The sequence below is a fragment of the Desmospora activa DSM 45169 genome (assembly GCF_003046315.1).
Classification (GTDB): Bacteria; Bacillota; Bacilli; order Thermoactinomycetales; family DSM-45169; genus Desmospora; species Desmospora activa.
In genome coordinates this window covers 891259-913293 of record NZ_PZZP01000001.1, presented here as the reverse complement: position 1 = coordinate 913293, position 22035 = coordinate 891259, and the positions used below count along the sequence as shown (strand labels likewise).

21 protein-coding genes and 1 riboswitch are annotated in these 22035 nt (G+C 52.1%); of the genes, 10 read left to right on the top strand and 11 right to left on the bottom strand.

Annotated elements, in window-relative coordinates; genetic code table 11:
• The first annotated feature begins 51 nt into the window (after positions 1–51).
• The 3 genes from C8J48_RS04410 to C8J48_RS04400 are packed head-to-tail and all read left to right on the top strand — an operon-like array spanning position 52 to position 3040.
• Entirely contained in the window at positions 52–813 is a 762-nt protein-coding gene (locus C8J48_RS04410) for a metal ABC transporter ATP-binding protein (protein WP_107725135.1), read from the top strand.
• A gap of 5 nt (positions 814–818) precedes the next feature.
• Complete coding sequence (locus C8J48_RS04405; protein WP_107725134.1) at positions 819–2138, top strand: metal ABC transporter permease; 1320 nt, start codon at positions 819–821, stop codon at positions 2136–2138.
• Positions 2139–2140: 2 nt separating this feature from the next.
• Entirely contained in the window at positions 2141–3040 is a 900-nt protein-coding gene (locus C8J48_RS04400; RefSeq protein WP_107727581.1) for a metal ABC transporter permease, read from the top strand.
• Between the two features lie 246 nt (positions 3041–3286).
• On the opposite strand, the gene C8J48_RS04395 is transcribed toward C8J48_RS04400, so the two are convergent.
• The 3 genes from C8J48_RS04395 to C8J48_RS19035 form a co-directional block, all read right to left on the bottom strand.
• Positions 3287–4036 carry a YebC/PmpR family DNA-binding transcriptional regulator gene (locus C8J48_RS04395; RefSeq protein WP_107725133.1) on the bottom strand — a complete coding sequence of 250 codons (750 nt, stop codon included), beginning with the start codon at positions 4034–4036 and terminating at the stop codon, positions 3287–3289.
• 309 nt (positions 4037–4345) lie between these two features.
• Positions 4346–5320 carry a phosphotransferase gene (locus tag C8J48_RS04390; protein ID WP_107725132.1) on the bottom strand — a complete coding sequence of 325 codons (975 nt, stop codon included), beginning with the start codon at positions 5318–5320 and terminating at the stop codon, positions 4346–4348.
• Positions 5317–5739, bottom strand: coding sequence for a hypothetical protein (locus tag C8J48_RS19035; RefSeq protein ID WP_245891058.1), 423 nt, complete (start codon positions 5737–5739; stop codon positions 5317–5319). The genes C8J48_RS04390 and C8J48_RS19035 overlap by 4 nt, the downstream gene beginning before the upstream one ends.
• 622 nt (positions 5740–6361) lie before the next feature.
• Here C8J48_RS19035 and C8J48_RS04380 point away from each other — a divergent pair.
• From C8J48_RS04380 to gndA, 4 genes are all read left to right on the top strand, one after another.
• A complete protein-coding gene (locus C8J48_RS04380; protein WP_107725130.1) occupies positions 6362–7183 on the top strand; it encodes a GDSL-type esterase/lipase family protein in 822 nt (273 codons plus the stop codon).
• Positions 7173–8108 carry an ABC transporter ATP-binding protein gene (locus tag C8J48_RS04375; RefSeq protein ID WP_107725129.1) on the top strand — a complete coding sequence of 312 codons (936 nt, stop codon included), beginning with the start codon at positions 7173–7175 and terminating at the stop codon, positions 8106–8108. The genes C8J48_RS04380 and C8J48_RS04375 overlap by 11 nt, the downstream gene beginning before the upstream one ends.
• The gene (locus tag C8J48_RS04370; protein WP_107725128.1) at positions 8101–9093 is read left to right on the top strand and encodes an ABC transporter permease; all 993 of its coding nucleotides are present in this window, start codon (positions 8101–8103) and stop codon (positions 9091–9093) included. Before C8J48_RS04375 ends, C8J48_RS04370 begins: the two co-directional genes overlap by 8 nt.
• Positions 9094–9185: 92 nt before the next feature.
• Complete coding sequence (gndA, locus tag C8J48_RS04365; protein WP_107725127.1) at positions 9186–10592, top strand: NADP-dependent phosphogluconate dehydrogenase; 1407 nt, start codon at positions 9186–9188, stop codon at positions 10590–10592.
• A 122-nt stretch (positions 10593–10714) separates the two neighbouring features.
• Here gndA and C8J48_RS04360 read toward each other — a convergent pair whose 3' ends face one another.
• A complete protein-coding gene (locus C8J48_RS04360; RefSeq protein WP_107725126.1) occupies positions 10715–11755 on the bottom strand; it encodes an LLM class flavin-dependent oxidoreductase in 1041 nt (346 codons plus the stop codon).
• Positions 11756–11931: 176 nt separating this feature from the next.
• On the opposite strand from C8J48_RS04360, the gene C8J48_RS04355 reads away from it, so the two are divergent.
• Positions 11932–12576, top strand: coding sequence for an SDR family oxidoreductase (locus tag C8J48_RS04355; protein WP_107725125.1), 645 nt, complete (start codon positions 11932–11934; stop codon positions 12574–12576).
• A 154-nt stretch (positions 12577–12730) separates the two neighbouring features.
• Here C8J48_RS04355 and C8J48_RS04350 read toward each other — a convergent pair whose 3' ends face one another.
• Together C8J48_RS04350 and C8J48_RS04345 are read right to left on the bottom strand one after the other, a co-directional pair.
• Positions 12731–13393, bottom strand: coding sequence for an immunity protein Imm33 domain-containing protein (locus C8J48_RS04350; protein ID WP_107725124.1), 663 nt, complete (start codon positions 13391–13393; stop codon positions 12731–12733).
• A 197-nt stretch (positions 13394–13590) separates the two neighbouring features.
• A complete protein-coding gene (locus C8J48_RS04345; protein ID WP_107725123.1) occupies positions 13591–14799 on the bottom strand; it encodes a M20 family metallopeptidase in 1209 nt (402 codons plus the stop codon).
• A gap of 195 nt (positions 14800–14994) precedes the next feature.
• Here C8J48_RS04345 and C8J48_RS04340 point away from each other — a divergent pair, with 195 nt between their 5' ends.
• Together C8J48_RS04340 and htpX are read left to right on the top strand one after the other, a co-directional pair.
• Positions 14995–15546: a LemA family protein gene (locus tag C8J48_RS04340; RefSeq protein ID WP_107725122.1), complete on the top strand. Its 552-nt coding sequence runs from the start codon at positions 14995–14997 to the stop codon at positions 15544–15546.
• An 18-nt stretch (positions 15547–15564) separates the two neighbouring features.
• On the top strand, positions 15565–16437 hold the full coding sequence (htpX, locus tag C8J48_RS04335) for a zinc metalloprotease HtpX (protein WP_107725121.1): 873 nt from the start codon (positions 15565–15567) through the stop codon (positions 16435–16437).
• 225 nt (positions 16438–16662) lie between these two features.
• On the opposite strand, the gene ilvE is transcribed toward htpX, so the two are convergent.
• The 5 genes from ilvE to C8J48_RS04310 all read right to left on the bottom strand — a co-directional run bounded on the left by ilvE (position 16663) and on the right by C8J48_RS04310 (position 22020).
• A complete protein-coding gene (ilvE, locus tag C8J48_RS04330; protein ID WP_107725120.1) occupies positions 16663–17592 on the bottom strand; it encodes a branched-chain-amino-acid transaminase in 930 nt (309 codons plus the stop codon).
• Between the two features lie 74 nt (positions 17593–17666).
• Positions 17667–17772, bottom strand: a riboswitch (guanidine-I (ykkC/yxkD leader).
• A 22-nt stretch (positions 17773–17794) separates the two neighbouring features.
• Entirely contained in the window at positions 17795–18706 is a 912-nt protein-coding gene (gene pheA / locus C8J48_RS04325; protein ID WP_107725119.1) for a prephenate dehydratase, read from the bottom strand.
• Positions 18703–19650 (bottom strand): homoserine kinase, encoded by a 948-nt coding sequence (thrB, locus tag C8J48_RS04320; RefSeq protein ID WP_170105150.1) that lies wholly within the window; start codon positions 19648–19650, stop codon positions 18703–18705. Before thrB ends, pheA begins: the two co-directional genes overlap by 4 nt.
• Positions 19637–20719: a threonine synthase gene (gene thrC, locus C8J48_RS04315; protein ID WP_107725117.1), complete on the bottom strand. Its 1083-nt coding sequence runs from the start codon at positions 20717–20719 to the stop codon at positions 19637–19639. Before thrC ends, thrB begins: the two co-directional genes overlap by 14 nt.
• Complete coding sequence (locus C8J48_RS04310) at positions 20719–22020, bottom strand: homoserine dehydrogenase (protein WP_107725116.1); 1302 nt, start codon at positions 22018–22020, stop codon at positions 20719–20721. Before C8J48_RS04310 ends, thrC begins: the two co-directional genes overlap by 1 nt.
• Positions 22021–22035: the final 15 nt, after the last annotated feature.

The window sequence follows — 22035 nt, the reverse complement described above, 5'->3', positions numbered from 1 at the left end:
CAATCAATCAGTCAGACACATGATATCCACATAGAGGAGGGAGGCTCTCTCATGAAAATAAATCAATATCCGGTATCTGTTCGCGATCTGTCGGTTGCATACCATCGCAAACCGGTTCTGCGCGATATCCAATTTGATGTACCTGAAGGAAACCTGATCGGCATCGTCGGCCCCAACGGCGCCGGCAAATCAACCTTGATCAAAGCGATTCTGGGGCTTCTCCCCCTTACGAGCGGTTCGGTCACCATCTATGGGAAGCCTTACCGCGAACAACGCTCCATCGTCGGCTATGTTCCGCAACGGGAATCCGTCGATTGGGACTTTCCCACCAATGCCCTCGATGTTGTCCTGATGGGACGTTTCGGCAAATTGGGTTGGTTTAAACGACCCCGCAAAGAAGATCGCGAATTTGCTTATCATTGTTTAGAAAAAGTGGGGATGGCCGACTTCGGCAAACGGCAGATTAGCCAATTGTCCGGCGGTCAACAACAACGCGTCTTTTTGGCCCGCTCTTTGGCCCAGGACGCCCAACTCTATTTGATGGATGAACCTTTTGTCGGGGTGGATGCCGCCACCGAAAAGGCGATTATCCAAATATTAAACGATCTCAAGGCACAACAAAAAACCGTCCTGGTGGTCCATCATGACCTGCAAACAGTACAGGAATACTTTGATTGGCTGATTCTCCTCAACTTCCGCCAAATCGCAGTCGGTCCGACAAGCCGGGTGTTTACGCCGGAAAATCTGCAAAAAGCGTACGGAGGCCGGCTCACTGTACTGCCGGAGCTATCCGGGATCGCCATGTCGAGGTGATCCCCATGTTCTCACTTGAAAACATCGGCGCGCACCTCAGCGATCCCAATACCGCTTGGGTGTTATCCGGAACCATGCTTTTAGGCCTTTCCAGCGGTGTCATCGGTGCTTTTGCCTTTTTGCGTAAACGTAGCCTGATGGGAGATGTCCTCGCCCATGCGGCCCTTCCCGGCATCTGTCTCGCCTTTATGCTGACTGGAACAAAAAATTCGTTTTTTTTCCTGATCGGGGCGATCATAACCGGTGTGCTAGCATCAATGGCCATCAGCACCATCACCCGCTTTTCCCGTCTCAAAGAAGATACCGCTTTGGGTTTGGTCCTTTCCGTTTTTTTCGGATTTGGCATTGTATTGTTGACACAGATTCAACACCAACCCAACGGCAACCAGAGCGGGTTGGATCAATTTTTATTCGGTCAAGCGGCATCCCTCGTCGGTGAGGATGTATGGGTGATGGGAAGTGTCGCTCTTTTATTGCTGGTAATTACCTTTCTCTTCTTCAAGGAATTTAAGCTGCTCTGTTTTGATGCCGGTTTTGGCCGTAGCCTGGGGCTCCCCATGGCTGCCTTGGATCTGTTTTTAATGCTGCTGCTGGTAGTAGCTGTCGTCATCGGCTTACAAGCCGCAGGGGTGGTGTTGGTTGCGGCACTTATCGTGACACCCGCCGCCGCCGCCCGCTATTGGACAGAGCGGCTGGATGTAATGTTGATCCTATCCGCTCTCTTAGGTGGATTGTCCGGTGCGTTGGGCACATTGTTTAGCACAATGGGATTTAATTTTCCTACCGGCCCCTTGATTGTGGTTGCAGCCACCGTCGTCTTTATGCTTTCGATGGTATTCGCTCCCCGCCGCGGGTTGTTGGCAAAAGCATGGCGACTAAGCCAGGTTCGCCGGGAAGCAACGCGGGACCGTATTTTACAAGCATTGTACGAAGCTCGTGAACAAAATGAAGACTTGGTTACAGTCGAATCTCTCTCCTCTCGTTATGCCATCCCGTCCCGACAACTGGAGCGGGCTGTGCGCAATCTGGTTGGTGAAGGATGGCTACAGGTAAAGGATCAAGCGGGTGAACGCATGTTAACCGCAACCGCAGCCGGTTGGAATGCCGCCTATGAAACGGTGTTGCACGCCCGTTTAACCGAGGTGTGGATGATGCATGAAAATGAAGTGGGCAGCACCATCCGCGATTCAGATACAGGGGCTGTGCGGGAAGATATCCCGGACGAACTGCTGCCTGAACTGCATAAATTGCTGGTTCTACACGGACGGGAGCCACGCTGGCATCCGAATTCATCCAAAGGGTTTGAGGGGGGGATGCAATCATGACCATGGGAATGACCATCATCGTAACTGGTGCCATGGTTGCAGTCGCCTGCGGCTTTTTAGGCTGTTTTTTAATCCTACGACGATTGGCAATGGTGGGGGATGCCATCAGTCACGCTGTCCTGCCCGGGATTGTTGTGGCATACCTCTTCAGCGGAAGCCTGGAATCCGTCTGGATGCTGTTGGGGGCGGCCGCCTTTGGGCTGTTGTGTACTTTTTTAATTCAAACCTTGAGCCAGCAGGGCGTACAACATGACGCCGCCATCAGCGTTACCTTCACTTTTTTGTTTGCCGTAGGTGTCATTATGATCTCGTTGTTTGCACGGCAGGTTCATTTGGATCTGGATCATGTCCTCTACGGTGAAATCGCCTATGTTCCCTTTAATACTTGGACCCTGTTCGGGTGGGAAATAGGCCCGCGCGCGATGTGGATTGTGGGAGCGGCTCTCTTTCTCTCGCTGGTCGTGGTGGGGCTACTTTATAAGGAATTAAAAGTAGTGACCTTTGATCCGCAAATGGCGGCAGCATTAGGGATTCCAGTGCTATTGATCCACTATGTGTTAATGGGCTTAGTTTCTGTTACCACTGTGGCCTCCTTTGAAAGTGTGGGTGCTATCCTGGTGGTGGCTATGCTGATCGTGCCGGGAGCGACCGCTTACCTTCTGACGGACAAGTTGGAATGGATGCTGGCCATCAGTGCTGTCGTCGGAATCCTCAGCTCTATCTGCGGTTACTGGATGGCGCTGTGGCTGGATGCCTCCATCGCCGGATGCATGACGGTGGCGGCAGGATTGCTTTTTATCCTCGCCTTCCTGTTCTCCCCCTTACACGGCGTCGTCACCCGTTGGCTGGTGCGTCGTTCGCTACGCTTGACCACAACCAACGGCGAAAAAAATGCGCCCTAAATCAGAGAACGATTCCAATCGCGATAAACCCCTTCCCGACTGCTTCCATCGGGCAGGGGTTTTTGTTACAAAAAACCGCCCCTAACTGGAACGGTTGAACGCGCATTATGAAGACATCCCCCTATGTCCCTTCCACTCTGGCCATAACAACCCATACAATCTCATATCATACCGCTTTCCGCCTCGTTCCAAAAACTGACGAGATCGTAAGACGGACATGTTCCCCATGCAAGAAGAGTTGACTGATCACAGTTTTTCCAACTCCGCTTCATCGATATTAAAATTGGCGAACACGTTTTGCACATCGTCGTGGTCTTCTAAGGTTTCGATCAGGTTCAGGATCTTGGAGGCATGTTCTCCACTTACATCCACGGTGTTGGTGGGAATCATCGTTACTTCAGCATTGGACAGGCGGAATCCTTGATCCTCTAGAACATTTTTTATATCCTCAAAGTTTTCCGGAGCCGTCGTTATCGTAAAGGCATCCGTTGCCGCTTCAAAATCCTCCGCTCCCGCCTCCAATGCCAGCATCAACAACTCATCCTCTTCCACATCCGTCGTATTCCGGTCGATATACAAGAGCCCTTTTCGTTCAAACATCCAGGCGACACAGCCGGATTCCCCCAGATTACCATCCCGTTTGGAAAAAATGTGACGAATATCGGCGGCAGTACGATTACGGTTATCGGTCAATGCCTCTACCATCACCGCGGCACCGGCGGGTCCATAGCCCTCGTAAGTGACAGCTTCATAGTTGCCGCCACCTTCTTCCCCGCTTCCCCGCTTGATCGCCCGCTCGATGTTATCATTGGGCATATTTTGTGAACGTGCTTTGGCAACAGCCAAGCGCAAGCGTTGATTTTGTTCCGGATCAGGGCCTCCTTCTCGTGTTGCCACCATAATCTCTCGTGACAATTTGGCGAACACTTTTCCTCGAATAGCATCCTGCCGACCTTTACGATGTTGGATGTTTTTCCACTTAGAATGGCCAGCCATGCGGATCACCTCGATCTTCTGTTTCCTGACGCATGCGGTTTGTGACGGATGTGAGTGCCAACGCTTTGCGGTATACTGATATCAGTGTCCATCCTTTTGACACAGAAAGAACCACCGGCTCCAAGTGAGCACGGTGGATCAACCGTCAATCTCATGACATGTGGGTCATCGGGGGCAGGTTGACAGCTACCCGTACCGCACCTGTCATGCCGATGCAGTTCTGCAAAACGGCCCCCTCATTCCCATGGGTTCTTCACACTCCACCGCATGCGACGATCATCAGTTTCCATGATACCACATGCGATCCCTTTAAACCAACCATGACTGCTGGCGGGTCCACGGTCGCCACTGGGGAACATTGGTCACCAACCGTTCAAGGTATGGCAGGGTACGTGTGATTGTATATTCCGGATCTCCCCTGCCGAGTCCAATCGCTTCCCGATAAATTTCATTGGGAAAGGCCAACAAAATCCTTAGCAGTTCCCGTTCCCACCACTGAAGCGGACGCTCTTGCTCATAGGTCGCCACCGCCCTTTGCAGGATGGAGGGCTCCCAGTTTTGTTCCCACATCCCTCGGGACAAGAGCTGCCACAAGTCCCCCACCTGCACATCATAACCGGCCGTATCAAAGTCGATTAGCCAACCTCGACCAACGGAATCCCAAATCCAATTATGACTAGCCAGATCGCGGTGGACCAGATTGTGCATCTGTTGTTCTCTTCGGCACCAATCATCCCAAGGAAAACGGGACAGTGCCTCCAACACTTGCTGCCCACACTGGAGCAACTCCCCTTCCACCGGTTGTAGCACTTGTTGGACTGCGGGCGAATTTTGTTTACGAACAAAGCGGATAAAGGTAAGGAAACGCTCTTCCACCCGCTTGATTAAATTACTTCCAGGAGAAAGGGTAGGGGTATACAATCCACGCCCTAGCCGGTGAAATCGTCCCAATATGGCAGCGGCGTGAACCAAATCCCCTTGCTGGCGATAACGGGCACTGCGCCCCGGTATCCAAGCGGACAGTTGCCATTCTCTTCCGTCCGTTAACCAAAAGGGTAGTTGCTGAAAACCACGCAGTCTGATCTCCCGATCTACTCCCGCCCACCATTGGAGAAAACCGGGTCGTCGCGTCCGTTTAGCCACCCAGCGACCGTGAGCGGTTGTCACCAACCAATTTTTTTGGAACGGCTGAACCGTTTCAATGCGATCACCCAGCAATCGTTCCCAATGAAGACGCTCCGCTGCCCCGATATGAAAAGCCCATCCTTGTTCCTGTCCGTTCACAGTTCGGAGGAACTGCTCTCCCGCTCTTCCTGCTCACGAAAGAGCTCAGCATAATTGCTCGTTTGCCCATCAACATTTTCCGAGCTTTCCAGGGGCATTGGACGTAAGGGGACAGATGGGGATGGACCATTTAGCGAACGGTCTTGGGTAGGATCTTTTTTGGACATTGGTGTCATCGGCATCCCTGGTATTCCGGGAAAACCGGGACCGGGATAGCCTTGACCAGGGCCGGGATAACCGGGGCCGGGCATCGGATAGCCTTGGTCCGGTCCGGGAAAGCCAGGTCCAGGCATGGGATAGCCTTGACCAGGGCCAGGATAACCTTGGTCGGGACCGGGATAACCAGGGCTGGGCATCGGGTAACCTTGGTCAGGACCGGGATAGCCTTGACCAGGACCGGGATAACCGGGGCCAGGCATCGGATAGCCTTGGCCAGGCGGAAAAGGGAATACCTGTTTGGGAGATCCACAACCACAATCCCTTTTGGGAGTCTTACTGGGATATGGATATGGCGTTGGGTATGGAGTGGGTGATACAGATTTTTGCTGTTGATACTGGGGTGCTTTGGGCATGGGGGGGACTGGGAAAGTAGGGTACTGAGGCATCCTCGCCCCCCGTTTTGGCGCCATCGCTGAACTGGAGCTAGAGCTTGAACTAGAACTAGAGCTTGAACTGGAACTTTCCCAAGTGGGCGGATGCGGCGGTTCTCGACGAACTTTCACTTCATCTTCTGTTGTATACAAAGAGACCGGAACCTTGCCTGTGGGAATTCGCACTTTGGTCCCTGGCTCCAAACGGTCGGGATCCCCGATGTCTTTATTGGCATCCATCAGAGTCCGGATCGGGATGTCGAAGCGGCGGGCGACCGACCAAAGCGTATCCCCGGGTTGGACGATTTGCAATTTCACTCTTCGTTCCCTCCCTAAAAAACAAACTCGATATTATGTATATGCGCCTACAGGCGGTTTGCCCCTTTTGAGGAAGGAAAAGATATAACCGGTTTACACCGCCGTTCCATCAATTGAAGCAAAGGAGTTTACGATGAAAATGAAAAGCCGACCGTTGTGGATCGCAATCAATTTACTCTCCTTGGCGTCCCTGTTGCTCTTTGCGGCAGGCTTTTCCTGGGCTGTGGCGGAGATCATGGGAAACACTTCTGCACCACAGCCGAATGAAGCGCGGGAAACTGATGTTTCCTCTGCCGCCCCTGAAGGAGAGCATTTGTTGCTAAGCTTTGGGGACTCCCTTACCCGAGGAACCGGTGACACGACTGGACAAGGCTATTTTGGACGGATTCGATCCGCCCTCCGTGAACAGGATGAAACGGTTAGTGCCGTCAACTTGGGAATCAAAGGGCAAACTTCACCCGAGTTGAGAGAACAGATGAAACAACCACGCGTCCGTCAGCTGTTGGGTGAAGCCAGTTGGGTAACCCTCACCATCGGTGGAAACGACCTTTTTCGCGGAAGCGGGTCATTGGAATCGATCGATTTGGACGAAGCTGCTTTAACCCGCGAAGAATATGCCAATAACCTCAAGGCGATCGTGGAAGCGATTCGGCAAGAGAACGCGGATGTTCCCATCTTTATCTTTGGTCTCTATAATCCTTTCGGCGATTTGGGGGACCGTAAAACCACAGATGCATTGGTGCGGGAATGGAATCAAACGATAGTGGAAACGACGGCAGACGATCCCTTGGTGGTAATCATCCCCCTATTTGACCTGTTTCAATTAAATCCGGACCGATACTTATACTCCGATAAATTTCACCCCAATAATGACGGATATCAGTTTATGGCCGACCGTCTGTTGCAAACCCTAACCGCCCTAGAAGAAAACGAGGTGAATGTGGATGCCCCCTGATGAACGTAGGGTTGTGTTATCCGTTCGTGGCTTACATAAAACCATCAGCAAACGGAAGATCATTCACGATGTGTCGTTTGATGTATTGGAAGGAGAAGTTTTTGGCTTTTTAGGTCCCAACGGTGCTGGGAAGACGACCACCATCCGTATGCTCGTCGGTCTGATCAGACCCACCGGTGGCACCGTCACCATCGGTGGCCACGATCTCAGCCGCCACTTTACGCACGCTATCCGCCAAGTGGGGGCCATCGTGGAAAACCCGGAAATGTACCCGTATTTGACCGGCCGCGAAAATTTGGAGCACTTTGCCCGCATGGAAGGACCCATCTCGTATGAACGGATTGAAGAAGTGGTTAAACTGGTGGAGTTAACCGAACGGATCGACGATACGGTCAAAACCTATTCCCTTGGGATGCGGCAACGCTTAGGCATCGCGCAAGCACTCCTTCGTCAACCTCAGCTGTTGATTCTGGATGAGCCCACCAACGGCCTCGACCCTGCCGGTATCCGAGAGATGCGCGGTTTTATCCAGCGTTTAGCGAAAGAGGAAGGGATCAGCGTCTTTATTTCCAGCCATATTCTGCATGAAGTGCAAACCCTATGTGATCGGGTGGCGATTATCAGCAACGGGAAGGTGATTCGCACTGGCCCTGTCAGTCAGCTTCTGGAGGGGGAGCCTCCTGTGGAGTGGCGTCTTCATCCGATTGAGAAGGGCATGGAGGTGCTGCGCTCCCTAGCCTCCGTCACTGCGCTGGAATATCTCCCTGACAACGGCATCATCCGCACCCATCTCCCACAGGAAGCGATCGCCGCTGCTAACGGCGCTCTTTTAAATGCCGGCGTTCAAGTGACGGAAATCCGACAGAAACACCCAACCTTGGAGGATGTTTTCCTGCAAATGACGGAGGGAGATCACATTGCGTAATTGGGTCAACCTGATCTACAACGAAATGCTGAAAATGGTGAAGAAGAAAAGGGTGTTAGTCGTTCTTTTGATTGTGGCCGTGCTGATCCCCATTTTCACCTATGCTCAGTACCGTACAGTCCAAACCACTGTGGAACAGTTGGGAACAGACGATTGGCGTTCCGTTCTGCAACAACAGATCATCGACAGCCAAAATCGCCTTTCCTCCAGTCGCCTCCCGGAAGAATGGCGAAAGATGCTTGAGATGAACATTCAACAGCAACAATATTATCTCGATCATAATATTAATCCGATGGCACCAGGTGCTCCCACCTTTGTACGCCAGTTTATGGAGGAATCCGTATCACTGTTTTTGCCTCTATTGGTGGTGGTGGTCGCTTCGGATATCGTTTCATCGGAACACTCCGCCGGCACCATTAAAATGCTGCTCACTCGGCCGGTTCGCCGTTGGCGCATTTTACTCAGCAAATACCTGGCCTTAATCCTTGTTGTTTCACTGGTGGTGATGGCTACAGCGATTCTAGGCTATCTGATATCGGGAGTCATCTTTGGCTACTCCGGTTGGACCATGCCGGTATTGACGGGCTTCCAGGAAGAAAACGGAGAGCTTCTCACGGATCAAGTCCATCTGATCCCACAGTGGCAAGCCACCTTAATGGGATATGGTCTGGGTTGGTTCGCCTGTGTAACGGTAGCCACCATCGCCTTTATGGTATCGGTACTTGTGCGGAGCACCGCCGCCAGTATGGGTATTATGATGGCGGCGATCATCTCCGGCAGTCTGCTCACGCAATTGGCACCTACTTGGTCTGCTCTTAAGTATTTGGCTTTTACCAATCTGCGTCTGACCGATTATCTCAGCGGCACCCCCACCATGATCGAGGGGATGACGCTACCCTTCTCCCTGACCGTTTTGAGTATCTGGTCACTGGTCGCACTCGCCGTCGCATTTACCGCCTTTACCCGTAAAGATGTGCTGGCGTGACTTCGGGACCGATTTTGACCCGGGTGGACTTTTCTTTCCCAGACCGTTATTCTTTCTTCAGGGACATTGATGACAGAAAGGATTGAACCACATTGTCAAAGCAACAGATCGGTGTAATCGGCTTAGCCGTCATGGGTAAAAACCTGGCCCTCAATATGGAATCCAAAGGTTTTTCCGTCTCGGTGTACAATCGTTCCCGTGAAAAAACGGATCAGTTTGTACAAGAAGCCGCCGGAAAAAATGTCTTTGCTGCCTACACATTGGAGAAATTTGTTCAATCGCTTGCATCCCCCCGCAAAATTATGCTGATGGTAAAAGCGGGTCCTGCAACTGACGCGACAATTGAACAGCTGAAGCCGTTACTGGATGAAGGGGACATCCTGATCGACGGTGGCAACACCTTTTTCCAGGATACCGTTCGCCGCAGTAAGGAGCTGGAAGCCGCCGGACTGCGCTTTGTCGGTACCGGCGTTTCCGGCGGTGAGGAAGGAGCCTTAAAGGGCCCCTCCATCATGCCCGGTGGACAACGAAGCGCCTATGAGCAGGTGGCTCCCATCTTTTCCGCTATCGCTGCTCAGGTTAACGGGGAACCCTGCACCACCTATATCGGCCCTGATGGTGCCGGCCATTATGTGAAGATGGTGCACAACGGCATTGAGTACGGGGATATGCAATTAATCGCCGAGGCGTACCATCTCTTAAAAGAGGTAGTGGGACTTTCCACAGATGAGCTGCACCAGGTATTTTCCCAATGGAACCAAGGGGAGCTGGATAGTTATCTGATTGAAATCACTGCCGACATCTTTACCAAAAAAGATGAAGAAACCGGAAAACCGATGGTGGATGTCATCCTGGATACAGCGGGACAAAAAGGGACAGGAAAATGGACCAGCCAAAGCGCCCTCGATCTCGGTGTACCCCTCTCCATTATCACCCAATCTGTCTTCTCCCGTTTCCTATCGGCGATGAAAACGGAACGGGAACAAGCCGCTCAAGTGTTGCCGGGTCCCACAGCCACCCGTGTCGAAAATAAAGAAGAGTGGATTGAAGCGATTCGTCAGGCCCTCTACGCCAGTAAAATCTGTTCCTATGCCCAAGGATTTGCACAGATGCGGGCCGCTTCCGAGGAATACGAATGGGATCTCGATTACGGCAGCATCGCTATGATCTTCCGCGGCGGCTGTATTATCCGGGCTCGCTTCCTGCAAAACATCAAGGAAGCATACGATGCGGAGCCAGCACTGGCCAATCTGCTCCTCTCACCCTATTTTAAGGAGATCGTCGTCCGTTACCAGGATTCCTGGCGCAAAGTGGTCTCCCTCGCCATCCAGCAAGGAATTCCCGTGCCGGGCCTCTCCAGTGCACTCGCTTACTATGACAGCTACCGCAGCGCACGCCTACCCGCCAACTTACTTCAAGCGCAACGGGACTACTTTGGTGCCCATACGTACCAGCGCATTGACAAAGAAGGCACCTTCCATACGGAATGGTTAAAATAAGAAGCAAAAAGGCATCCCGTCTCACATCGGCGGGATGCCTTTTTTTGTAGTCGTATCGCGATTAACTTTGGAACGCTTCTCAGGTGAACCCGTCTCGCTGTTCCACATCACCATCATTCCGACTATGAACCGCTCTCCCCCTTATCCCTGACCAAATCCGCCACGGTTTTGTAAGATGCGAGCCGTTTTTTATGATCAAACACCTGGGTTTGAACCATCATCTCATCCGCCTGGGTTTCATCGAGGAATTGTTGTAACTTCTCCTTCACCGTTTCCGGGCTGCCGATGATGGAAGAGCTCAGCTGCCGCTCGACTGCCACCATTTCAAAGGGCTGCCAAAGTTGGTCCATATCCTTTACTGGAGGCGGAAGCTGACCCGGCCGATTGCGGATCATATTTAAAAAGGCTTGCTGCATCGATGTCGCCAAATATTGCGCCTCTTCATCGCTATCTGCTGCCACGACATTTACCCCTACCATCACATAGGGCCGTTCCAAGGACTTCGACGGCTGGAAGCTCTGCCGATACAACTTCAACGCTGGCAGTGTATACTCTGGGGAAAAGTGACTGGCAAAGGAAAAGGGTAGCCCAAGGTTTCCCGCTAATCGAGCACTAAAATCGCTGGATCCCAACAACCAGATGGGGATATTTAACCCTTCACCAGGGATGGCACGCACGGGATTAAAGCCGAAGGCGGGGTCCGGATCGAGATAGCCGCGTAACTCGTCCAATAACTGCGGGAAATCTTGTCCGCTACTTCGGTTTTCCCTTCGCAGGGCACGAACGGTACGCTGGTCTGTGCCGGGGGCACGTCCGAGTCCTAAGTCGATTCGACCGGGATAAAGCGATTCCAACGTACCAAACTGCTCAGCGATGATTAGAGGAGCGTGGTTGGGCAACATAATACCACCGGAACCCACCCGGATGTGGGAGGTCCCAGCCGCCACATGGCCGATCACAACGGAAGTGGCTGCACTGGCGATACCGGGCATGCCGTGGTGTTCCGCCACCCAGAACCGCTTATACCCACACGCTTCGGCTCGTTGGGCGAGATCAAGCGTGTTTTGCAGCGATTCGGCAGGAGTGGCACCTTCGACAATCGGAGACAAATCCAGTACGGAAAAGGGAATTTCATGGATTTTTTTGCTGTTTGCGGAAGTCATTACTTTGACCTTCTTTCTTTGAAGACATCTCACCTGGATCTTCTACCCTACCTATTCAATTTATACACCTTTAGAATCTGAAACTGTTTGCGTATCAGAGCAAGCGGGAAGGAAAATAAATATCCGCGAGGCTTTCTCCCGGATTTACATAAAGGAACGAAAGGGGAACCTACCCAATGAAAGTTTTAGTCGTTGGAGCCAATGGACAAATCGGCCGACATCTGGTGAAATTCTTACAAGAGAGCGAGGAGCACACCGTCAGGGCGATGGTCCGGAAAGAAGAGCAGGCGAAGACGTATCAAAATACCGGTGTGGAAGCGGTGGTGGCCAACCTGGATGATCGCGTGGACCGCATCGCGGAAGCCGCCAACGGGTGTGAAGCGATTGTCTTTACCGCCGGCTCCGGGGGCGCCACTGGGCCGGACAAAACCTTGTTGATCGATTTGGACGGCGCCGTAAAAACGATGGAAGCCGCCGAAAAAGCAGGCATTGAGCGTTTTGTCATGGTGAGTGCCATCCAGGCACACAACCGGGAAAACTGGAGCGAAAAGATTAAGCCCTACTTCGTAGCCAAACATTACGCCGATCGCGCCCTGGAACAAAGCAACCTAACTTACACGATCATCCGTCCCGGAGGATTACTCAACGATGCGGGAAGCGGAAAGGTGACCGCCGCCGAAAACCTGGAGCGAGCCACCATCCCGCGGGAGGATGTGGCACGAACGATTATAGCCGTTCTTGATGAAAAGCACACCTTTAACCGTGCCTTCGATCTCGTCTCCGGCAATACCCCAATCGCCAAGGCCATCAAACAGATCTAACCCTGACACTGCCGATTACCCTCACCTTGGTTCTTCAACCATACTGGTTACCAAACAACAACCGCAACCTGTGCGTACAGGTTGCGGTTGCTACTTCTCTCCACTTCACCAGCGGGAGAAAGAGTTATGTATACACTCCTAGATGCCAAACGCGCTAAACCTCTTGTTCTTTCTGACTCCCTTCGATCACTTCGGAATCGAACAGGATCTCACACCCTTCCTCCCCCAGTCGAAAGCGATAGCCTGCCGGTAGGCCGACCAACGGGATCAGGTGAGGACAGGATTCAAAAATCTGATACAAGGGAGCTGATTTCAAGTCCTCTTCATTCCCGTCATATCCTTCCGTTATCAGCCACCAGCCGGACATTTGCGTATCTTCTTCCAAATAGCGGATTCCTTCTACCGGTAATTGTCCTTGCAGTACATCGTCCGTTATCACCACCAATTGGGTGGCCAGCGGTGGGGCTACCTCCTCTGCCCCCAGTTCTTCCCGTGCTGCTAACATCATCGCCATATAAGCCATCGTACGGGTAACTCCAGGCTCAACATCAGTCCAATCCCCTTGAAATTCCCAAAACTCTAGATGGCCATCCACTTCCTTACACTGAACCGCCCAACTTCCCCAGGCTACAGTCTCTTCCGGCTGTAGGTGTCGACCGCTTTTTTTCTGGTATTCTACCATTTCCCGTAAAAAATCCTCGACCAGCTTTAGCATTTCCTCCTCTTCCACTTGAGCCCGCAAATTCCATAACCCCAGCTTTTCCGCCCCTTGAGTCGACACGACCAAAGCATCCCGATCAATATGAATCTGAGCCACCTAACATCACCCGTTTCTATAAATCAATGATTCAATAATGATAGCATGTTTTTCCTGTTTACGGCAATCCTGAACGTTTAGAAAGACCAAAAAAGAAGGCCCTGCTACGGACCTTCCCTTCAATCTACTAATCGATTCACCCTCTTCAACAACATCTTACCATCCTTTAAAAACTACCAACCTCATGCAAACGATCTTTATAAAATGGCGAAAACATTTTCGTTTTTCTCTGTATGCAGCAGCTTCCAAGCGGAGCGGGCGAGAATATGAATCCCGTACAAAAGTGCATCTTCATCGATAGTAAAACGCGGATGATGATGAGGATATGAAATCCCTTTTTCGCTGTTTCCAGCCCCAGTGAAAAAATAAGTACCCGGTACCCGTTGGAGATAAGCGGAAAAATCTTCGCCGCCCATGCTGGGACGTAAGCGCTCCACATTGTCGGCCCCCATCACCTCTTTCGCCGTCTCCTCAACAAACCGAGTTACATCATGCTGATTGATCAGGGGCCGATAGCCGCGATCATAAGTGAAATCATATCCGGCACCGTGAGCCTCCGTAATTCCTTTTATCACTCGTTCCATCAGGGTGGGAACCTGTTCGCGTACATCGTTGTCCAGCGTACGGACTGTTCCTGCGATTTGAACCGTTCCGGGAATAATATTGAAGCTGTTGCCACCGACAAATTTGGTGACGGAAAGGACAACCGGATTCAATGGATCGGTATTGCGAGATACCACATGCTGGAGATTGGAAACCACCTGTGCACCGATGGCAATGCTGTCAATGGTGTTATGCGGCCCTGCCGCATGTCCCCCTTGTCCCTGTACCGTAATCTCAAACCGATCTGCCGCCGCCATCGCCGGACCATGGATGACGCCTACTTTCCCTACATCCAGGCTCGCCCACAAGTGCGTACCGATTACCACATCTACATCGTCCAACACCCCAGCCTCTACCAATTCCTCGGCTCCACCTGGAGGTAACTCCTCCGCATGTTGAAAGATAAACAGAACTTCTCCGACGATCGCTTCCCTGTATGCAGCAAACAGTTTTGCCACAGCCAATAGCATCGCCGTATGTCCATCATGGCCGCAGGCATGCATCACACCCGCTTGTTTGGATGTAAAAGCGAAGTCATTTTCCTCCTGAATCGGCAACGCATCAATATCCGCGCGCAAGGCCACCACTCGTCCGGGACGATCGCCCACAAGCCGAGCGACCACACTGGTAGGAGTGGGGCGGGAGAGCTCCATTCCTCCGATGGCTTGCAAGGTATCAACGATATACTGGGAGGTTTCTCTCTCCTGAAACGACAACTCCGGATACTGATGTAGATGACGCCGCCACGCTACCGCTTCCTGTTGTAACGCTTCAACATCTCGCTCGGTGAAAGGAATTTCCATCAACCATCACTCCTGTCCATCCTCTTAGTCTCCTCTCATATTCCGTTTATAACGGATATGTTCCTGCACAGCCTTTCGATTTCAGAGATTGCGATAAAAGTGGACACCGGGAGTTTCATTTCCCTTATCCTTTTCATATAATAAAAGGGATTGATTCATAAGATTTCTATCTATTATCCATGAGGAGGCAACCCGATGACACTATTAATCGTTGGAATTGTTGTGGCCGTCTTCATTCTTTTCTGGATCATCAACTACAACTCCCTCGTCAAGTATCGCAACTGGGTAGAGGAAGCATGGGCGCAAATCGATGTCCAACTGAAGCGGCGCTATGATCTAATCCCCAACCTCGTGGAGACGGTAAAGGGATATGCCAAACACGAAACAGAAACCCTTGAAAAAGTGATTGAAGCGCGCAACCGCATGTTTTCGCAAGGCAACACCCGCAATGATGAAATGACGGCAAACGACCAGATTTCCGCTGGACTCAAAAATTTGTTCGCCTTATCGGAATCTTACCCGGAACTAAAAGCGAATGAAAATTTTATGATGCTACAAGAAGAGCTGGCAGGTACGGAAAACAAAATTTCCTACTCCCGCCAGAGCTACAACAAGACGGTGATGGAGTACAACACCAAAGTGGAAACCATCCCCACAAACATCATCGCCTCCATTCACGGCTTTAAGCGTCGAGATCTGTTGAGCATCCCCGCCGAAGAACGCCAAAACGTGAAGGTCTCCTTCTAAGCGAAGGAGGCATTAACTATGCTTTTACACAAACAGATTGAATCGAATAAGCGTAAATCTGTCCTGATTATCCTCTTTTTTATCCTGTTCGTTTTACTGGTGGGAGCCAGCGTCAGCTATGTTCAGGTGGGGGAACCGTTGTGGGGAGCGGTATTTGCCGGTATCCTGGCGATTGGCTATACCTTGTTTATGGTATTATCTAGCACTCGCGTCGTGATGGCGATGAACCATGCCCGGGAAGTGAAGCGATCAGAAGATAACCCTTTCCTATGGCATACAGTAGAGGGGTTGGCGCTAGCAGCACGAATTCCCACACCAAGGATTTTTATCATTCAGGATGCCAGCCCCAACGCCTTTGCTACCGGCATCTCTCCCAAAAATGGAGCGGTAGCGGTAACGACAGGGTTGATGGAACGCCTTAACCGGGAAGAGATCGAAGCGGTGCTGGCCCATGAAGTGGCTCATATCAAAAATTACGACATCCGTCTCGCCACGGTCGCTCTGGCACTGGTATCGGTTATTGCCATTTTGAGCGACTTTGGATCACGGATCTTACTCTTTGGAAAAAGAAATCGCAATGTCCATCCAATCATCGCCATTGCGGCGGTCGTGTTGTTAATCCTTTCTCCATTTATCGCGACACTGATCCGTCTGGCCATCTCCCGCAATCGCGAATATTTAGCGGATGCCAGTGGCGCTGAACTATGTCGCAACCCCTATGCGCTCGCCTCCGCACTGGAAAAGATCGCTGGAATACGGGAGCCGGTAAGAGAAGCATCCAACACCTCCGCCATGCTCTATTTCTCCGATCCCCTTAAAAAGAAAATGGCGGGACTCTTCTCCACCCACCCGCCTGCTGAAGAACGAATCCGCCGGCTGCGGGCAATGTAAGGAGATGATCGGGTTAGTGTGGTGATCCATTGGCAAAACCTGTAGTATTAATCCGGCTTGTCAGAAACCCCACGGCTACCGGGGGTCTCCTGTCGGCATTTGGATGATAAATGGACTCTCATCACCTGGCACATGCGACTTGACAGGCCTAATGCCTCAAAAAACCGACTCTCTCCAATTGGAGAAAAGTCGGTTTTTTTCATGTCGAGCAGCATCGACATTCGTTTACCCCACCGGTTCGGTCGCCACTTTTTCTTTTGCAGTTTCTCCTTTTTTCGGAAACGCCTGGATACCGTCAACAGTAACCAGCTTGCGAAATTCTTGTAGAAGATGACGGGTTACCGGGCCAGGAACACCGTCGGCAATGGTACGCCCGTCCACATTTACCACTGCGATCACTTCTGCGGCCGTACCGGTAAGGAACACTTCATCAGCGACATAAACATCGTGGCGGGTAAAGGGTTCTTCTTTTACCGTGTAGTTATGGCGCTGACACAGATCGATAATCGCCTGCCGGGTAATACCGTCTAAAGCGCCTACATACCCCGGTGGCGTGTAAACGATTCCTTTTTTCACCAGAAAGATATTATCACCGGAGCCTTCAGCCACATAACCGTCAGCATTTAGCATCAAGGCTTCGCCGACACCTGCTTGATTGGCTTCAATCTTAACCAAAATGTTGTTCAGATAATTTAGGGATTTAATTTTGGGATTAAGTGCATCCGGCACATTGCGTCGGGTGGGAACGGTGATGATCTTCAAACCGCGCTCATAGGTTTCTTGTGGGAACAACCGAACCTGATCGACAATGATGATTATTTGCGGATTGCTACATTTGGAAGGATCAAGGCCCAAATCCCCTTTTCCTCGGGAAACAACCAACCGAATATAAGCATCGCGCAATTCGTTTTTGCGAACTGCTTCCACTACCGCCTGCTCCATTTCATCGATATCCAGCGGGATATCCAGCATGATCGAATGTGCCGATTCATACAGTCGCACCAGGTGATCCCGTAGCCGAAAGACATTGCCGTCGTAGACACGAATTCCCTCAAAGATTCCGTCCCCATACAGGAATCCATGATCAAAAATCGATACTGTCGCCTCCTCTTTCTTTACATAGCGACCATTCATGTACACCCAACGCTCTTCCATAAGTTCTCTCCACCTCCGGTTGGTTTTCCATATCAAAAAGCCTCCGTGCGCAGGCAAAGCCAAGTTCAGAACCTGCCGCACGGGGCTTTTGTCCCCACGGTGTACACCTTTATTACAGGTGTTGGTACCGCTTGGACCAGACCTTCCCAAAGGGGAAGCGGAACCCTAGGCACCCTCCTGAATCGTATCGCAGGATTTAATTTTAACGATGATTATAGGCCCCTTGATCGTGATTGTCAAGCGATTCCGACGAATTCTTCCCACTGTCGGAAAAACAAGGATAGGAACCGAGCAGCCTCACCGGACAACCTTGAGCCTCGATCTCTTCCATTACACGCTTCATCGCCGGATGATCCTGTTTCTGTTCGGCATCGATAAAAAAGCGATAAGTGCCTAACCTTTTTTTGGTAGGACGCGATTCAATCCGGGTCATGTTGATATTGTGGCGGGCAAAGGAAGCCAACACATCAAACAGCGCTCCCGGATAATCCTGCGGCAGGGAGAAAAGTAAACTCGTCTTATAGCATCGCGGTTGCTCACACTCTGGAACTCTTTTGCCGACAGCGATAAAGCGGGTAATATTGTTTTCATAATCCTGGATAGCCGTATCCCGCTGCACCAGTCCGTACAGTTCCCCCGCTGACCGCGGTCCGATCGCCAGCCAGCGGTCTCGTCCCTGCTCGCTGACACGACGGGCCGCATCGGCAGTACTATCCACATAGGAGATCACCGCATCCGGTATATGCTGACGTAGATACCCCCGACACTGAGCCACTGCCTGAGGATGGGACAGCACACGGGTGAAGCGGGAAAGCTCCAACTCCCGCTGTTCCGGATGGGAAAATAGACATTGGTTAATGGGAGCCACCACTTCAGCCGTGATGGGAACATCGACATGATGGGTTAACCAATCCAGCGTCAGTGTGACGGAACCTTCGATGGCATTCTCCACCGGTACCACACCATAGGGCGTCTCGCCGCTGTCGACGGCTGTCAACACATCAGGAATGGAATCGCAGGGGTGCAGTAAATATTCTGTTTCTGAAAACAGGCGACGGGCCGCTTCATGTGTAAACGTACCCTGGGGCCCCAGATAAGCAACAGGTTCCTTCATCGATTCTCTCCTTTGATGTTTCCACACAATGTACTACGATCCTCCATCGATGTCAATCGTATAACCGCCCCTGTTGCAACCGCCGCAAGGGGAAATACATCTGCCTTTACCCCGACGGCGGCGAAGGTATCATCCAAAAACGAGCATACCCGGTCGGGGTCATCGGCAAAAGCCATCACGGTGGGACCCGCTCCACTGAGAAAGGCGCCAATTCCCCCATGATGAGCCACCTCGGCCAAAGCCTCTTTTAAACCAGGAACCAAATGCTCCCGATAGGGTTGATGAAAACAATCCTTTAACCCGGTCGCCAAAACTTCCCGCTTCTCGGTCAAGAGAGCGGCCACCAGCAGATTGGCCCGACTGCTCCCCAAAACCGCTTCTCGATGGCTGAGGGTGTCCGGCAGTACTTGGCGGGCTTTTTCCGTTTTTAAGGGTAGACGTGGAACAGCAGCCACCAGTGGGAACGTGGGTGCCGGAGCCGTCACATAGTCAAGCCGTTCTCCATCCCAGGAAGCAATCATCACGCCCCCAAACAGGGAGGGGCCTACATTGTCCGGGTGTCCCTCCCACTGAACCGCCCGTCGAAACAAAGCATCCTGGTCCCATCGCTGCCCCAACAGGTGATTGGCCGCCACCAACCCGCCAACAATGGCGGCGGCACTGCTCCCCAAGCCCCGGGCCAAAGGAATGTCACTTGACACCTCCACCCGAAATCCGGGTAAAGGCTGTTTCACCTCGGCAAAACAATCCGCCATCACTTGTAAAATCAGATTTTCACCATCATCGGCAAGCTCCTGCAGATGCCGATCAACGACAACCACTTGTGGTCCCGGTGCTGGTGCAAAACGTAACGTGAGCCAACGATCGATTGCCATACCGATCGAATCAAACCCGGACCCCAAATTGGCGGTACTGCCGGGAACCCGCACCTCAAACGGACGCATGGGAAGCCCCCCTCGGCTTCCGGATCGCCTCTTCCACCGCTTCCCAATCATTTGGCAGACGGACGGGTTTTACCGGAACCGCCTCCATCGCCGTCGACGGATCTTTTAGCCCGTTTCCAGTTAGAACGGCAACCACTTTAGTACCGGCCGCAATCCTTCCTTGTTGGCGCGCTTTTTTCACTCCAGCCAGAGAGGCAGCCGATGCTGGCTCCACAAACAACCCTTCCATGCGGGTTAAATCCCGATACGCCTCCAAGATCTCTTCATCGCTGACGGCATCGATTGCACCACCCGACTCCTTCGCCGCTTCTACCGCCGTTTTCCAGCTGGCCGGATTTCCAATACGAATCGCCGTCGCCACCGTCTCCGGCTCTGCAATCGGTTCACCGCGTACAATTGCGGCCGCCCCTTCAGCCTGAAACCCATGCATTTGCGGCAGCGCTCCAATCCGACCACTATCAAAGTATTCCCGGAACCCTTTCCAGTAAGCGGTGATATTGCCCGCATTCCCTACCGGAATCGCCAATACGTCCGGTGGACCACCCAACTGCTCACACACCTCAAAAGCAGCGGTCTTCTGTCCCTCGATGCGATAGGGATTAACGGAATTGACCAAAGTCACCTCCGACGACTCAGCCGCAATGCGGCGCACAATCGTCAGTGCCTGGTCAAAATTCCCCTCGATTGCCAACACCTCGGCACCATATACCACCGCTTGTGAAAGTTTCCCCAGGGCAATTCGTCCATCTGGAACAACCACCACCGCACGTATCCCTAGACGAGCGGCATAAGCGGCGGCTGAGGCGGAAGTGTTGCCGGTAGAGGCACAGATGACGGTGCGACTGCCTGCTTCCACCGCCTTGGCCACCGCCATCACCATCCCCCGATCTTTAAAGGAACCTGTCGGGTTAAAACCCTCCATCTTGGCATAGAGCTCCACCCCCCACGTTTCTGACAATCGTTCCAAATGGACCAAAGGGGTATTGCCCTCATGCAGCGAAAGACGAGGAGTATTCGGCGTCACCGGAAGAAACGAATGATATTGCTCTAAAATCCCCATCCTTCTCATCACTCTTCTCCTCCTTCCACTCGATAATGGCTTTGGATACGAATCACTGCCGGCAAAGCCTCCAACCCTTTAATCATATGAAGCAACTGTTCGCCGTTTGCGCGATGGGTAACCAAAATAATTTCCGCCTCCCGCTCCTGTGTACAGGGCACCTGCAACACCTTTTCCAAACTGACTCCCTCATCAGCAAACAATCGCGTAATGCCAGCCAGCACTCCAGCCTCATCCGCAACCCGTAGACGGAAGAAGTGTTTGGACCAGATCTCACCAGGGGGTTTGCTTTTTCTCTCCCGGTAGGGGGAAACCACCGAACGCCCGTTGACTCCCAGCTTTTTATTCTTTACCACAGTAACTAAATCGGAGACCACCGCCGTAGCAGTCGGCATATCCCCTGCTCCCGGACCGTAAAACATCGTCTCCCCCACCGCTTCTCCATGGACATAAACGGCATTGTACACCCCATCCACCGTTGCTAACGGATGTTCGTTAGGTAGTAGGGCTGGCTGTACACCTACCTCTACTTTACCAGCATCCTGCCGAGCAATTCCAACCAGTTTTAGCGTATACCCCAGCTGCGCAGCAAAGCGGACATCCTCCAAGGTTACATCCCCGATTCCCCGCACATGAACCTCATCCAACGGCCACTCGGTATGAAAACCTAAGGTAGCCAGAATCGCCATTTTGCGGGCAGCATCTAGTCCATCCACATCGGCGGTGGGATCCGCTTCGGCATACCCCAGCCGCTGCGCTTCTGTCAAGGCATCCGCAAATGCTACCCCTTTTTTCTTCATTTCACTCAAAATGTAATTGGTGGTGCCATTGACGATTCCAACCATCCGTGTAATGCGATCCGAGGCAAACCCCTCCACCAACGCCCGCAGAATGGGAATCCCTCCTGCCACACTGGCTTCATAAAAAAGATCACAGTGATGTTGCGCCGCCACCGATAACAACTCCGCGCCATGTAGCGCCATGAGATCCTTGTTGGCGGTCACAACATGTTTTCCGCTTTCCAATGCTTGGCGGATATAATTGCGAGTAGGCTCAATTCCCCCCATCACCTCCACCACCACATCGATGTCTGCATGGTGGAGCAGCTCCTCCGGATGATCCGTCACGACCCCTGGCGGAAGATGGACGGGACGTTCCTTCTGTATGTCTTGCACCAACACTTTTGTAATGGTGATGGAGCACCCAGTCTGATGTCTCAGATCTTCCTGGTGATTCATCACCAGCCGAACCACTCCGGAGCCGACGGTGCCCAGACCCATCAGCCCTACCTTGATTTCCTCCTTCGCCATGTTTCTCTCACTCCT

What these genes read in the sequence shown, in the direction of transcription:
- C8J48_RS04410 (WP_107725135.1), top strand. Translation starts at nt 52, where the DNA reads ATGAAAATAAATCAATATCCGGTATCTGTTCGCGATCTGTCGGTTGCA.
- C8J48_RS04405 (WP_107725134.1), top strand. Translation starts at nt 819, where the DNA reads ATGTTCTCACTTGAAAACATCGGCGCGCACCTCAGCGATCCCAATACC.
- C8J48_RS04400 (WP_107727581.1), top strand. Translation starts at nt 2,141, where the DNA reads ATGGGAATGACCATCATCGTAACTGGTGCCATGGTTGCAGTCGCCTGC.
- C8J48_RS04395 (WP_107725133.1), bottom strand. Translation starts at nt 4,036, where the DNA reads ATGGCTGGCCATTCTAAGTGGAAAAACATCCAACATCGTAAAGGTCGG.
- C8J48_RS19035 (WP_245891058.1), bottom strand. Translation starts at nt 5,739, where the DNA reads ATGCCTGGCCCCGGTTATCCCGGTCCTGGTCAAGGCTATCCCGGTCCT.
- C8J48_RS04380 (WP_107725130.1), top strand. Translation starts at nt 6,362, where the DNA reads ATGAAAATGAAAAGCCGACCGTTGTGGATCGCAATCAATTTACTCTCC.
- C8J48_RS04375 (WP_107725129.1), top strand. Translation starts at nt 7,173, where the DNA reads ATGCCCCCTGATGAACGTAGGGTTGTGTTATCCGTTCGTGGCTTACAT.
- C8J48_RS04360 (WP_107725126.1), bottom strand. Translation starts at nt 11,755, where the DNA reads ATGACTTCCGCAAACAGCAAAAAAATCCATGAAATTCCCTTTTCCGTA.
- C8J48_RS04355 (WP_107725125.1), top strand. Translation starts at nt 11,932, where the DNA reads ATGAAAGTTTTAGTCGTTGGAGCCAATGGACAAATCGGCCGACATCTG.
- C8J48_RS04345 (WP_107725123.1), bottom strand. Translation starts at nt 14,799, where the DNA reads ATGGAAATTCCTTTCACCGAGCGAGATGTTGAAGCGTTACAACAGGAA.
- C8J48_RS04340 (WP_107725122.1), top strand. Translation starts at nt 14,995, where the DNA reads ATGACACTATTAATCGTTGGAATTGTTGTGGCCGTCTTCATTCTTTTC.
- htpX (WP_107725121.1), top strand. Translation starts at nt 15,565, where the DNA reads ATGCTTTTACACAAACAGATTGAATCGAATAAGCGTAAATCTGTCCTG.
- ilvE (WP_107725120.1), bottom strand. Translation starts at nt 17,592, where the DNA reads ATGGAAGAGCGTTGGGTGTACATGAATGGTCGCTATGTAAAGAAAGAG.
- pheA (WP_107725119.1), bottom strand. Translation starts at nt 18,706, where the DNA reads ATGAAGGAACCTGTTGCTTATCTGGGGCCCCAGGGTACGTTTACACAT.
- thrB (WP_170105150.1), bottom strand. Translation starts at nt 19,650, where the DNA reads ATGCGTCCGTTTGAGGTGCGGGTTCCCGGCAGTACCGCCAATTTGGGG.
- thrC (WP_107725117.1), bottom strand. Translation starts at nt 20,719, where the DNA reads ATGAGAAGGATGGGGATTTTAGAGCAATATCATTCGTTTCTTCCGGTG.
- C8J48_RS04310 (WP_107725116.1), bottom strand. Translation starts at nt 22,020, where the DNA reads ATGGCGAAGGAGGAAATCAAGGTAGGGCTGATGGGTCTGGGCACCGTC.